The sequence below is a fragment of the Helicobacter pylori oki112 genome, from assembly GCF_000600085.1.
GTDB classification, from domain to species: domain Bacteria; phylum Campylobacterota; class Campylobacteria; order Campylobacterales; family Helicobacteraceae; genus Helicobacter; species Helicobacter pylori_CY.
Window position 1 is genome coordinate 441,852 of record NZ_CP006821.1, and the last position, 12,857, is coordinate 454,708.

Sequence of the window (12,857 nt, forward strand, 5' to 3'; positions counted from 1 at the left end):
TAATTGAAAGAAACTTTTAACAAACAATTCAAGGGATTTAGCGATTTTGGGTCTTAAAAAACATGTTATTTTATGGTCTTTAATGGGGTTTTATACGGGATTGAGTGCGCTTGATTATGATACCCTAGACCCAAAATACTACAAGTATATCAAGTATTATAAAGCTTATGAAGATAAAGAAGTTGAAGAATTGATCAGAGACTTAAAAAGGGCGAACGCTAAAAGCGGGCTTATTTTAGGGATCAATACCGGGTTTTTTTACAATCATGAAATCATGGTTAGAACCAATAGTTCCAGCATCACGGGCAATATTTTAAATTATTTGTTCGCTTATGGCTTGCGATTTGGCTATCAAACTTTCAGGCCGTCGTTTTTTGCACGCTTGGTTAAGCCCAATATTATTGGCAGGCGCATCTATATCCAATATTATGGAGGGGCTCCTAAAAAAGCGGGCTTTGGGAGCGTGGGGTTTCAATCGGTTATGCTGAATGGGGATTTTTTATTGGATTTTCCTTTGCCTTTCGTGGGGAAATACCTTTATATGGGGGGGTATATGGGTTTAGGCTTGGGGGTTGTAGCGCATGGGGTGAATTATACGGCGGAATGGGGGATGTCTTTTAACGCAGGATTGGCTCTAACGGTATTAGAAAAAAACCGCATTGAATTTGAATTTAAAATTTTGAATAATTTCCCTTTTTTGCAATCCAATTCTTCAAAAGAGACTTGGTGGGGAGCTATAGCAAGCATTGGGTATCAATATGTGTTCTAAAAAAATAAGAAATTTCATTTTATGCTTTGGTTTTATTTTAAGCTTGCACGCTGAAGAGAATACGACTCAAGAGAATACGACTGAAGAAAACATGATTAAAGAAAATCCCCCTAAAGACGCTCCCATTCTTTTGGAAGAAAAACGCGCCCAAACGCTAGAGTTTGAAGAAAACAAGGAAGTTAAAAAGAATATTGATGAAAAAAGTCTACTTGAAGAAATCCATAAGAAAAAACGCCAGCTTTACATGCTCAAAGGGGAATTGCATGAAAAAAATGAAGCCATCTTATTCCAACAAATGGCTAAAAATAAGAGCGGTTTTTTTATAGGCGTAATCCTTGGCGATATAGGGGTTAGCGCTCATTCTTATGAGAAGTTTGAACTTTTAAGCAATATTCAAGCTTCTCCTTTGTTGTATGGATTAAGGAGCGGGTATCAAAAGTATTTTGCTAATGGGATTAGCGCCTTACGCTTTTATGGGGAATATTTAGGGGGGGCGATGAAAGGGTTTAAAAGCGATTCTTTAGCCTCTTATCAAACCGCAAGCTTGAATATTGATCTGTTGATGGATAAGCCTATTGACAAAGAAAAAAGGTTTGCGTTAGGGATATTTGGAGGCGTTGGAGTGGGGTGGAATGGGATGTATCAAAATTTAAAAGAGATTAGAGGGTATTCACAGCCTAACGCTTTTGGATTAGTGTTAAATTTAGGGGTGAGCATGACGCTTAACCTCAAACACCGCTTTGAATTAGCCTTAAAAATGCCTCCCTTAAAAGAAACTTCGCAAACCTTTTTATATTATTTTAAAAGCACTAATATTTATTATATTAGTTACAACTATTTATTGTAAAGGCTAAAATGTTGAAGTTTAAATATTGTTTGATTTATATCGCGCTCATACTGGGACTTCAAGCGACAGATTATGACAATTTAGAAGAAGAAAACCAACAATTAGACGAAAAAATAAACCATTTAAAGCAACAGCTCACCGAAAAAGGGGTTTCGCCCCAAGAGATAAATAAGGATAAGTTTGAAGAAGAATATATTGATCGATCTTATCCTAAAATTTCCTCCAAGAAAAAAGAGAAATTGCTCAAATCTTTTTCCATAGCCGATGATAAGAGTGGGGTTTTTTTAGGGGGTGGGTATGCTTATGGGGAACTTAACTTGTCTTATCAAGGGGAAATGTTAGACAGATATGGTGCGAATGCCCCTAGCGCGTTTAAAAACAATATCAATATTAACGCTCCTGTTTCTATGATTAGCGTTAAATTCGGATATCAAAAATACTTTGTGCCTTATTTTGGGACACGATTTTATGGGGATTTATTGCTTGGGGGTGGGGCGTTAAAAGAGAATGCACTCAAGCAAGGCTCGTTTATTTATGTTTTAGGGGCTATGAATACGGATTTATTGTTTGATATGCCTTTAGATTTTAAGACTAAAAAGCATTATTTAGGCGTTTATGCGGGTTTTGGGATAGGGCTTATGCTCTATCAAGACAAGCCTAATCAAAACGGGAGGAATTTGGTAGTGGGGGGCTATTCAAGCCCTAATTTTTTATGGAAATCTTTGATTGAAGTGGATTACACTTTTAATGTGGGCGTGAGTTTGACGCTTTATAGGAAACACCGCTTAGAGATTGGCACAAAATTACCGATTAGCTATTTGAGAATGGGAGTGGAAGAGGGAGCGGTTTATCAAAATAAAGAAGGTGATGAGCGTTTATTGATTTCGGCTAACAACCAGTTCAAGCGATCCAGCTTTTTATTAGTGAATTATGCGTTTATTTTTTAAGGCTTGATCTTGGAGTTAAGGTTTAAAATTTTAGCGTTAGTCGTTTTAATTTTAGGGGGTTATTTGATTTTTAACGCTTTAATCACAAAACCTAAAGCTTTAAGTTTTAGTTTAAGCAGCAAAGAGGGTGCGCTTAATGACAATGATGAAACGCTTTTTTGGGATTTAAAAAAACCCATTAAGATTAAAATAATAGCCCCAAAGGGCATCAAACGCTATGATTTAAAAGTAACCACACAAGATGGTTTGATCTTATACGAAAAAGAAAATCTGGTATTGGATAAACCCAAGTCTTTAGAAGTGCCTTTAATTAGGCCTGAAATCATGGGGTTAGAAGACAAGTGCCTTTTGTATGAAATTCAAGCTAATGATTGGAGCTATGCTAATTTTTTCAATGGCAATAAGGCGTCTTTCAAACAAGAAGTGTGTGTTGATACGATAAAACCCTCAATCACGATTTTATCTCGTTCCCCAAGCATCGCTTATGGAGGGAGCGCTGTAGTTGTCTTTGAAGCTTTGGATAAGAATTTGTCTCAAGCGTTTGTGCGCGTCAAAAAAAAGGATTTTAAAGCTTTCAGGCTTGTAGAATTCAAACAGCGTAATGTTTTTATCGCTCTAGTGCCTTGGTCTTATAAAAATAAGGATTTTAAGGCGTTCATTGTCGCTAAAGATAAAGCCTATAACTCTAATACCACCCCTTTATTACTCAAGCGAAAAACCCATCATGTGAGGGAAAAAGATATAGACTTAAGCGCCTTAAAAGACAAGATTGCAAAGCAAGAAAAATTTCAAAATCACACTGAGCAAACTTTATTAGAAATGTTTTCCAACGCGCGCTTAAAAGATTTAGAAAAAATCCAAAAGATTGTTTTAGATCAAGGGGATTTTTATAAGGATTTTTCCCATTTTCAAGCGCTAAAACCCTTGAATGGGCCTTTTAAAATGGCAAGCAATTTTTTAGAAAATCGGCGTATCTTAAGGGATAATCAGGTGTTGTTCCAATTCTTGCATTTAGGGGTGGATTTGATGCCTAGTAAGGATTTATCTTTAGCGTTTGATCCATCTATGAAAAGGGTTTTTAAGGGGGAGTTAGATTTTTATGGCAATAGTTTAATCCATTGCTATGGGCTGGGTTTGTGCGTTTTTTTAGCCCATTTAAAAGATGATGAAAGCGTGGGGAGTAGTGGTTTGAAATTAGGGAATGGGTTGCATTTAGGGATGCTTTTGCAAGGGGTTTTTGTCCGGCCCAATGAATGGCTTAATGAGCAATGGATAAAAACCAATATCATCACCCCCATAGAGCAAGCCAAGTGGCTTTTAATGAAAGGATAGTCATGTTAAAAACGAATCAAAAAAATGTGCATGCGTTTGAAATTGAAAAGCAAGATCCTGAAGCGGTCATGGAATTTTTAGAAAAAAACCATGCCCTTTTGCAATATTTTCTTATTATTTTTAAATATGATATTGAACCAGAAGTCAAAGCCATTTTGCACAAACACCAGCTTTTGTTTTTAGAAACGAATCGCGTTTTAAACGGACGCCATATCAAAACCATGCCTTTAAAAGAAGAAACCAACCATTCAAAACCCAATCATTCTAAAACAGAACCTAAAACAACGATTTATGAGCGCCATATCAGGAGTGGGGAAGAGATTTATAGCGCTAATCATCTTATTTTTTTGGGTAATATCCACAATGGAGCGAAGATTATTTCAGAGGGCTGTGTGTCGGTTTATGGGGTTTGCGAAGGGGCGATTGTGTGCTTTGGAGAGTGCTTGATTTTAAAAGAAGTCAAGAGCGCTCAAATCGTTTTTCAAAATCAAATTTTGTCTTTAAAAGAGATTGAACGGCTTTTGGTAAATAAAAATATTAAAATAATCACTAAAAATGACGATATACTAGACATAAAGGAAGTATTATGAAACAAACAACCATTAACCACTCTGTGGAATTAGTAGGGATAGGCTTGCACAAGGGCGTTCCTGTGAAGCTTGTTTTAGAGCCTTTAGGAGAAAATCAAGGCATTGTTTTTTACCGCTCTGATTTGGGCGTGAAGCTCCCCTTAAAACCTGAAAACATCGTGGATACCAAAATGGCAACCGTGTTGGGTAAGGATAACGCTAGAATTTCTACGATTGAGCATTTGCTTTCGGCTGTCCATGCGTATGGTATTGACAATCTTAAGATCTCTGTGGATAACGAAGAGATCCCTATCATGGATGGGAGTGCTTTGACTTACTGCATGCTTTTAGACGAAGCAGGGATTAAAGAATTAGACGCTCCTAAAAAGGTGATGGAAATCAAGCGAGTCGTTGAGGTTAGAGAGGGCGATAAATTCGTTAAAATTGAGCCAGACAGCCAACTTTCTTTGAATTTCACGATTGATTTTAACCATCCGGTTATCGCCAAACAAGCCCATCATTTTGTCTTTAGTAAAACCGCTTACAAAGAGCAAGTCGCTAAAGCCCGCACCTTTGGGTTTTTGCAAGAAGTGAATTACTTGCGATCCATTGGTTTGGCGAAAGGGGGGAGCTTGAATAATTGTATCGTGCTGGATGAAAACAGCATTTTGAATAAAGAGGGCTTGAGGTGCGAAAAGGAATTTGTGTGCCACAAGATTTTAGACGCTATGGGGGATCTAATGGTTTTAGGCATGCCTGTGATGGGCAAATACACTTCTTTTTCAGGGAGTCATAAGCTCAATTCTATGTTGGTTAAAGCCATTTTAGCGGACGCTAAAAATTACGAAGTTTTGATCGCTACAGATCCGGCTAAAGAATTTGCGTTGCAAAAGGCTTTCGCTTAATCCTAAATTAGGGTTTATTCTTTGGAATTGGATTTAGCACTTATCTCTTTAGGCGAGGGGGTTTTGCTTGGGGTGTATCAAGACAATTTTTTATGCACTTCTTACACTTCCAAGTCAAAAACAAGTGAAGCTTTAGTGGAAGTTTTTTCACAATTATTCAAAGATTTTAAAAACCCTACTTTACCGGCGATTAAAGGGGTTTATTACGCTAAAGGGCCAGGGAGTTTCACTAGTCTAAAGCTCACGCATGTTTTCTTACACACTTTGGCTTTAATCCATGACTTTGAACTCTATTCAACTACAGGCTTTGATTTTAACGACAACACGCCCATTTTGGCGTATGCCAATAAATACTTTGTTTCAAAAGAAACGGAAAGCTTGAGCGATTTTAAAGATTTGAAAATTGTGCCAAAAGATTTCATGCTGCCCCCCTTTTTAGAGAAAGACAAATTCACCCAATTGAACACGCCGTTTTACATTTTGTCTCCTATTTAGTGTATAATGCTAGTTTTAAAAATGAAAGGGTATCAACAATAGGGGTTTAAAATTTGGTAGTGAGTGTTCCTGCAACAAGTGCGAATTTAGGCCCCGGTTTTGATTGCTTGGGTTTGAGCTTAAATTTACGCAATCGTTTTTTTATTGAGCCTAGCAGCTTCCATGCGGTGAAATTGGTTGGGGAGGGTGAGGGGATCCCTAAGTTTTTAACCAACAATATTTTCACTAAAGTGTTTTATGAGATTTTAAAAAAGCATGGGAATGACGGATCATTTAAATTTTTATTGCATAATAAAGTCCCTATTACAAGGGGCATGGGGTCTAGCTCGGCGATGATTGTGGGGGCGGTCGCTTCAGCGTTTGCGTTTTTAGGGTTTGCTTTTGATAGAGAAAACATTGTCAATACCGCTCTAATTTATGAAAACCACCCGGATAATATCACCCCAGCGGTGTTTGGGGGGTATAATGCAGCGTTTGTGGAAAAAAAGAAAGTGATAAGTTTAAAAACCAAAATCCCCTCTTTTTTAAAAGCGGTGATGGTGATCCCTAATAGGGTCATTTCCACCAAGCAATCGCGCCATCTCTTGCCCAAGCGTTACAGCGTGCAAGAAAGCGTGTTTAACCTTTCGCATGCGAGTTTGATGACGATGGCGATTGTGCAGGGGAAGTGGGATTTATTGCGTTGTTGTGCTAAAGATAGGATGCATCAATACAAGCGCATGCAAACTTATCCCGTGTTGTTTGCGATCCAAAAGCTCGCTTTAGAAAATAACGCCTTAATGAGCACGCTTTCAGGGAGCGGTTCGTCGTTTTTTAACATGTGTTATGAAGAGGACGCCCCTAAATTAAAGCAGGTTTTGAGCAAGAAATTCCCTAAATTTAGGGTAGCGGTTTTAGATTTTGACAATGATGGAGTCCTTATTGAGAAAGACTGAAATTAAAATCCGCATGTGTGTGGCGTGCAGAATGCGCCAACCTCAAAAGGATTTGTTGCGTTTGAAAAGCTTTGAAAATCAAATCATGGAATTTGATGGCAAAGGTCGTAGTTTTTATGTGTGTGAAAATTGTTTGAAAAATGGAGAAAAAAAGTTGTTGAAAGCGGTTTCAAAAATGAAGAATGCTCCAAAAGATGTTAAAAATATCATTACTTGGATTAAGGAGAGAAGCATAGCATGAGTGGTATGGTTGATTTAAAAGAATTTTTAGCCGAGCTTGGTAAGACCCAAAAAGAGCTTAAAAATGTGATCGAGCAAGCCAAAGACATTGGTTTAGAGCTTAAGACAAATTCTAAAATGACCCCAGAGGAAGCAAACAAGCTATACAAATATATTGTGGATGGCATTAAAGAACAAATACAAGCCAATCAACCCACTAAAAATCCTGAACAAGACAATAAAGATGATTTGAATATGGCCGCTACGCCCAAACCCCTTAACAAAAAGGTTTCCAAAACGCCTAAAAAAGAAGAAACAAAAAGCCAGCCAAAGCCCAAAAAAACTAAAGAAAAGAAAAAAGAAGCTCCCACACCCATTGCCAAAAAAAAAGGAGGGATAGAGATTGTCAATACTTTTGAAAACCAAACGCCCCCTACAGAAAACACCCCTAAAGTGGTTAGCCACTCTCAAATAGAAAAAGCCAAGCAAAAACTCCAAGAAATCCAAAAAAGCCGAGAAGCCCTAAACAAGCTCACCCAAAGCAACGCTAACAACGCTAACAGCACCAATAACGCTAATAACGCTAATAACGCTAATAACGCTAATAACGCTAAAAAAGAAATCAGCGAAGTTAAAAAGCAAGAGCAAGAGATCAAACGCCATGAAAACATTAAAAGACGCACCGGTTTTAGAGTCATTAAACGCAACGATGAAACAGAAAATGAAACTGAAAACAGCGTAACAGAAAGCAAAAAACCCACTCAAAGCGCGGCGGCTATTTTTGAAGACATTAAAAAAGAATGGCAAGAAAAAGACAAACAAGAGGCTAAAAAAGTCAAAAAACCCAGTAAGCCCAAAGCCACCCCCACAGCCAAAAACAACAAATCCCATAAAATTGATTTGAGCGATGCGAGGGATTTTAAGGGCAATGATATTTATGATGATGAAACCGATGAAATCTTATTGTTTGATTTGCATGAACAAGATAATTTTAATAAGGAAGAAGAAGAAAAAGAAATCCGCCAAAATATTAACGACAGGGTGCGCGTCCAAAGAAAAAACCCTTGGATGAATGAAAGCGGGATCAAACGACAATCCAAGAAAAAACGCGCATTCCGTAACGATAACAGTCAAAAAGTGATCCAAAGCGCGATTGCAATCCCTGAAGAAGTGCGCGTCTATGAATTCGCGCAAAAAGCGAATTTGAATCTGGCTGATGTGATTAAAACCCTCTTTAATTTAGGGCTTATGGTAACTAAAAACGACTTTTTGGATAAGGATAGCATAGAAATTTTAGCCGAAGAGTTCCATTTAGAAATTTCTGTTCAAAACACCTTAGAAGAATTTGAAGTAGAAGAAGTGCTAGAGGGGGTGAAAAAAGAGCGCCCGCCTGTGGTGACTATCATGGGGCATGTTGATCATGGTAAAACTTCACTACTGGATAAAATCCGTGATAAAAGAGTCGCTCACACGGAAGCTGGGGGGATCACTCAGCACATTGGCGCTTACATGGTAGAAAAGAATGACAAATGGGTGTCTTTCATTGACACCCCAGGGCATGAAGCCTTTAGCCAGATGCGTAATCGTGGGGCTCAAGTAACAGATATTGCAGTGATTGTGATAGCGGCTGATGATGGCGTGAAGCAACAGACTATTGAAGCTTTAGAGCATGCAAAAGCGGCTAATGTGCCTGTGATTTTTGCGATGAATAAAATGGATAAGCCTAATGTGAATCCGGACAAACTCAAAGCCGAATGCGCTGAGCTTGGTTATAACCCTGTGGATTGGGGCGGAGAGCATGAGTTTATCCCTGTTTCAGCTAAAACGGGCGATGGCATTGACAATTTATTAGAAACCATTCTTATCCAAGCGGATATTATGGAATTAAAAGCCATAGAAGAGGGCAGCGCTAGAGCGGTTGTTTTAGAAGGGAGCGTGGAAAAAGGGCGTGGGGCAGTAGCCACTGTGATTGTCCAAAGCGGGACTTTGAGCGTGGGGGATAGTTTTTTTGCCGAAACGGCGTTTGGTAAAGTAAGAACGATGACTGATGATCAAGGCAAGAGCATTCAAAATTTAAAACCCTCTATGGTGGCTCTCATCACGGGCTTGAGCGAAGTGCCGCCTGCGGGATCTGTTTTAATAGGGGTAGAAAACGATTCTATCGCGCGCTTGCAAGCTCAAAAGAGGGCGACTTATTTACGCCAAAAAGCCTTGAGTAAAAGCACTAAAGTGTCTTTTGATGAGCTTTCAGAAATGGTCGCTAATAAGGAATTAAAAAACATTCCTGTAGTCATTAAAGCGGATACGCAAGGAAGCTTAGAAGCCATTAAAAACAGCTTGTTGGAGCTTAATAACGAAGAAGTAGCGATCCAAGTGATCCACTCAGGGGTGGGGGGCATTACTGAGAATGATTTGAGCCTGGTTTCTAGCAGTGAGCATGCGGTGATTTTAGGCTTTAATATCCGCCCTACCGGTAATGTGAAAAATAAGGCTAAAGAATACAATGTGAGCATCAAAACTTACACGGTGATTTATGCTTTGATTGAAGAAATGCGATCGCTACTATTAGGCTTGATGAGCCCTATCATTGAAGAAGAGCATACCGGGCAAGCGGAAGTGAGAGAAACCTTTAATATCCCTAAAGTAGGCACGATAGCCGGGTGTGTGGTGAGCGATGGGGTGATCGCTCGTGGCATTAAGGCGCGTTTGATTAGAGATGGCGTGGTGGTTCATACCGGCGAAATCCTTTCTTTGAAACGCTTTAAAGATGATGTGAAAGAAGTTTCTAAGGGCTATGAGTGCGGGATCATGCTAGACAATTATAACGAGATTAAAGTGGGCGATGTGTTTGAAACCTATAAAGAAATTCATAAAAAAAGAACCCTCTAATGAACGCTCATAAAGAACGCTTAGAATCCAATCTTTTAGAATTATTGCAAGAGGCTTTAGCGAGCTTGAACGACAGCGAGTTGAATTCTTTAAGCGTTACTAAAGTGGAATGCTCTAAAGGGAAGCACCACGCTTTGGTGTTTGTGCTTTCATCAGATCATAAAATCCTTTCTAAATTAAAAAAAGCTGAGGGCTTGATCAGGCAGTTTGTTTTGCAGGCGAGCGGGTGGTTTAAATGCCCAAAACTCAGTTTTGTTTTAGACAATAGCTTAGAAAAGCAGCTCCGCCTAGACGCCATATTCAATGAAATCGCTAAAGGGAAAGATAATGACTAAAAAAATAGAAGAGAAAATAGAGGGCGTGATTGAAAGTTTGGGATACTTGCTTTATGATGTGAGTTTGGTTAAAGAAAATGAACAGCATATTTTAAGGGTGAGCCTTAAAAACCCTAATGGAGCGGTTAGTTTGGACATTTGCCAACAAGTGAGCGAGGTGATTTCGCCCTTATTAGATGTGTGCGATTTTATCCAAGACGCTTATATTTTGGAAGTGAGCTCCATGGGGTTAGAAAGAACGCTTAAAACCCCTAAACACTTCAAGCTTTCTTTAGGCGAAAAAGTGGAAGTCAAACTCATCAATAAAGAAAGCTTTCAAGCCGTCCTTAAAGACGCTAACGATTTGAGCGCGGATTTTGAATTAGAGAATCACGCTATCAAAAGCGTGGAATATAAAGATTTAAAGAAAGTTAAAACGCTTTTTGAATGGTGAAATAACGCTAAGCGGTAGCGTTTTTACACCTTGTAAGAGATTATCGCTTGATTGAAATCGGACTCTTATTATTTGGCTAAAAAACGCTAAAAAGCATTTTTTAGATTTTACTCCTCCATTTGAGCGATACTCATTATTTCTTTAACCACATTCACATCTTCTAGCGTGCTTAAATCTTGAGTGATAGGCTCTTTTTTGGCGATAGATTTCAAAAGCCTTCTCATGATTTTCCCGCTCCTGGTTTTAGGCAAACCCGGCACATACATGACATTGTCTAATTTAGCGATCTTTCCAATTTCAACGGATAAGATATGATTCATTTCTTTTAACAATTCTAAACTCTCGCCAAGATTGCATTTAGCCCCATCGCACAGCACCACAAACGCAAATAAGCCCTCTCCTTTAATCGCATCAGGGATACCCACCACAGCACATTCAGCCACCATTTCATGTTTAGAAATAGCGCTCTCCACTTCAGCCGTGCCAATCCTATGCCCACTCACATTCACAATATCATCTGTGCGCCCAATAATAGTGATGTATCCGTTTTCATCCACGATAGCGCCATCTCCAGAGAGGTAGACATATTCCCCATTCAACTTGATCTGAGAAAAATAGCTATCAATGTATCGTTTTTCATCGCCCCAAATGTTTCTTACCATAGAAGGCCATGGCTTAGTGATGCATAAAAACCCTTGCTCTCCGGGCTTTGTTTGGGTGCCGTCTTCGTTTAAAACTTCTGCATGGATTCCAGGCAAAGGTAAAGTCGCGCAACTGGCCCTTATAGGCGTAGCTCCCGGTAAAGGGCTGATGATATGCCCGCCTGTTTCTGTTTGCCACCAAGTATCCACGATACTGCATTTTGAATTGCCGATTTTTTCATAAAACCATTTCCATGCCGTAGGGTTAATGGGCTCTCCCACCGTTCCTAAAACTTTGAGCGATTCTAAATTATACTTTAAGGGTTCGTTTTCGCCTTTAGCATGCAGCATTCTTATAGCGGTGGGGGAAGTGTAGAATTTATCCACGCGGTATTCTTCTATCATCCTCCACCATCTCCCATAATCCGGATAAGACATCGTGCCTTCTAGTATCAAAGTCGTCGCCCCACAAGCTAAAGGTCCATAAACCACATAAGTGTGCCCTGTGATCCAACCAATATCGGCGGTGCACCAAAAATTATCGTTATCTCTAATATCAAAAACCCACTCCATCGTCATTTGCGCCCATAGCAAATACCCTGCACTGCTGTGTTGAACGCCTTTAGGTTTCCCGGTTGATCCGCTTGTATAGAGCAAGAATAAAGGATCTTCAGAGTCCATCATTTCAGGTTCGCATTTATCGGATTGGTAATTGACCATTTCATTATAGACAAAATCGCGCCCTCTCACATAGTCAATCTCTTTGGCGTTTCGTATCACAATGAGCGCTTTTTCCACACTAGGGCAGGCGTTATTTTCTAGAGCCTTGTCAAGGGCTGGCTTGAGCATGTAAGGTTTGCCTTTTCTAAAAGTCCCGTCCGCTGTGATAACTAATTTGGCTTGAGCGTCGTTGATCCTATCCCTTAAGGCTTCAGGGCTAAACCCAGCAAAAACGATGCTATGGATCGCTCCAATCCTAGCGCATGCGAGCATCATATAAACGCTTTCTACAATCATGGGCATATAGATAATGACTCTGTCGCCTTTTTTGACATTGAATTCGTTTTTTAAAAGGTTGGCTGTTTTATTGACTTCAGAGTGGAGTTTTCTGTAAGTGATGACATTATAATCCCCCATTTCCCCTTCAAAAATGATCGCCACTTTATTTTTTTTGTCTTTTAAATGCCTGTCTATGCAATTGTAAGAAACATTGATTTTGCCGTTTTCAAACCATTTGAAAAAAGGGGCGTTATCGCTGTTTAAAACCTTATCAAAAGGTTTAAACCATGTGAGTTTTTGCTTGGCTAACTCGCCCCAAAAATGTTCATAATCTTCATTGGCTTCATGTACTAAATCTTTATATTCGCACATGTTTTTAATCCTGGCTTGCTTGGCAAACGCTCTGTTAGGGTTAAAGATTTTTTTAGCAAATTCTAAATCTTCGTCTAATTGCATTATATCTCCTTTCTATGGCTTTAAGCGCATTTTTTATTATTATATCCAAACTCACACTCTTTTAAAGGGAGGGATACTTTTCTCTT

The 12,857-nt window shown here is 39.1% G+C and carries 13 protein-coding genes; 12 read left to right on the forward strand and 1 reads right to left on the reverse strand.

Annotation, left to right across the window (positions count from 1 at the left end):
- The first annotated feature begins 46 nt into the window (after positions 1 to 46).
- Genes HPOKI112_RS02155 through HPOKI112_RS02210 form a run of 12 tightly spaced genes read left to right on the forward strand, consistent with a single transcriptional unit; the run spans position 47 to position 10,675 of the window.
- Positions 47 to 769, forward strand: coding sequence for a hypothetical protein (locus tag HPOKI112_RS02155; RefSeq protein WP_000523306.1), 723 nt, complete (start codon positions 47 to 49; stop codon positions 767 to 769).
- Positions 759 to 1,616: an outer membrane beta-barrel protein gene (locus HPOKI112_RS02160; protein WP_025309676.1), complete on the forward strand. Its 858-nt coding sequence runs from the start codon at positions 759 to 761 to the stop codon at positions 1,614 to 1,616. Before HPOKI112_RS02155 ends, HPOKI112_RS02160 begins: the two co-directional genes overlap by 11 nt.
- An 8-nt stretch (positions 1,617 to 1,624) precedes the next feature.
- Positions 1,625 to 2,563: an outer membrane beta-barrel protein gene (locus HPOKI112_RS02165; protein WP_038418622.1), complete on the forward strand. Its 939-nt coding sequence runs from the start codon at positions 1,625 to 1,627 to the stop codon at positions 2,561 to 2,563.
- 9 nt (positions 2,564 to 2,572) lie between these two features.
- Positions 2,573 to 3,895, forward strand: coding sequence for a M23 family metallopeptidase (locus HPOKI112_RS02170; protein WP_025275733.1), 1,323 nt, complete (start codon positions 2,573 to 2,575; stop codon positions 3,893 to 3,895).
- Positions 3,896 to 3,897: 2 nt separating this feature from the next.
- The gene (gene minC, locus HPOKI112_RS02175) at positions 3,898 to 4,485 is read left to right on the forward strand and encodes a septum site-determining protein MinC (RefSeq protein ID WP_025275734.1); all 588 of its coding nucleotides are present in this window, start codon (positions 3,898 to 3,900) and stop codon (positions 4,483 to 4,485) included.
- Entirely contained in the window at positions 4,482 to 5,369 is an 888-nt protein-coding gene (gene lpxC / locus HPOKI112_RS02180) for a UDP-3-O-acyl-N-acetylglucosamine deacetylase (RefSeq protein ID WP_025275735.1), read from the forward strand. The genes minC and lpxC overlap by 4 nt, the downstream gene beginning before the upstream one ends.
- Positions 5,370 to 5,390: 21 nt before the next feature.
- Complete coding sequence (locus HPOKI112_RS02185) at positions 5,391 to 5,864, forward strand: tRNA threonylcarbamoyladenosine biosynthesis protein TsaB (protein ID WP_025275736.1); 474 nt, start codon at positions 5,391 to 5,393, stop codon at positions 5,862 to 5,864.
- Positions 5,865 to 5,917: 53 nt separating this feature from the next.
- Positions 5,918 to 6,799 carry a homoserine kinase gene (thrB, locus tag HPOKI112_RS02190; RefSeq protein ID WP_025276740.1) on the forward strand — a complete coding sequence of 294 codons (882 nt, stop codon included), beginning with the start codon at positions 5,918 to 5,920 and terminating at the stop codon, positions 6,797 to 6,799.
- Positions 6,786 to 7,040, forward strand: a complete 255-nt coding sequence (locus tag HPOKI112_RS02195; RefSeq protein ID WP_001232499.1) for a DUF448 domain-containing protein — start codon at positions 6,786 to 6,788, stop codon at positions 7,038 to 7,040. Before thrB ends, HPOKI112_RS02195 begins: the two co-directional genes overlap by 14 nt.
- Positions 7,037 to 9,907, forward strand: a complete 2,871-nt coding sequence (gene infB, locus HPOKI112_RS02200; RefSeq protein ID WP_025309678.1) for a translation initiation factor IF-2 — start codon at positions 7,037 to 7,039, stop codon at positions 9,905 to 9,907. The genes HPOKI112_RS02195 and infB overlap by 4 nt, the downstream gene beginning before the upstream one ends.
- Positions 9,907 to 10,242 carry a 30S ribosome-binding factor RbfA gene (rbfA, locus tag HPOKI112_RS02205; RefSeq protein WP_015427585.1) on the forward strand — a complete coding sequence of 112 codons (336 nt, stop codon included), beginning with the start codon at positions 9,907 to 9,909 and terminating at the stop codon, positions 10,240 to 10,242. Before infB ends, rbfA begins: the two co-directional genes overlap by 1 nt.
- Complete coding sequence (locus HPOKI112_RS02210; RefSeq protein WP_015427586.1) at positions 10,235 to 10,675, forward strand: ribosome maturation factor RimP; 441 nt, start codon at positions 10,235 to 10,237, stop codon at positions 10,673 to 10,675. The genes rbfA and HPOKI112_RS02210 overlap by 8 nt, the downstream gene beginning before the upstream one ends.
- 107 nt (positions 10,676 to 10,782) lie before the next feature.
- Here the strand turns inward: HPOKI112_RS02210 and acs are convergent, their stop codons facing one another.
- Positions 10,783 to 12,771: an acetate--CoA ligase gene (gene acs, locus HPOKI112_RS02215; protein WP_015427587.1), complete on the reverse strand. Its 1,989-nt coding sequence runs from the start codon at positions 12,769 to 12,771 to the stop codon at positions 10,783 to 10,785.
- Between the last annotated feature and the right edge of the window lie 86 nt (positions 12,772 to 12,857).

Excerpts from the sequence above, each read along its gene's own strand:
- acs (WP_015427587.1), bottom strand. The coding sequence starts at position 12,771 with ATGCAATTAGACGAAGATTTAGAATTTGCTAAAAAAATCTTTAACCCT.
- HPOKI112_RS02160 (WP_025309676.1), top strand. The coding sequence starts at position 759 with ATGTGTTCTAAAAAAATAAGAAATTTCATTTTATGCTTTGGTTTTATT.
- infB (WP_025309678.1), top strand. The coding sequence starts at position 7,037 with ATGAGTGGTATGGTTGATTTAAAAGAATTTTTAGCCGAGCTTGGTAAG.
- minC (WP_025275734.1), top strand. The coding sequence starts at position 3,898 with ATGTTAAAAACGAATCAAAAAAATGTGCATGCGTTTGAAATTGAAAAG.
- lpxC (WP_025275735.1), top strand. The coding sequence starts at position 4,482 with ATGAAACAAACAACCATTAACCACTCTGTGGAATTAGTAGGGATAGGC.
- rbfA (WP_015427585.1), top strand. The coding sequence starts at position 9,907 with ATGAACGCTCATAAAGAACGCTTAGAATCCAATCTTTTAGAATTATTG.
- HPOKI112_RS02210 (WP_015427586.1), top strand. The coding sequence starts at position 10,235 with ATGACTAAAAAAATAGAAGAGAAAATAGAGGGCGTGATTGAAAGTTTG.
- HPOKI112_RS02165 (WP_038418622.1), top strand. The coding sequence starts at position 1,625 with ATGTTGAAGTTTAAATATTGTTTGATTTATATCGCGCTCATACTGGGA.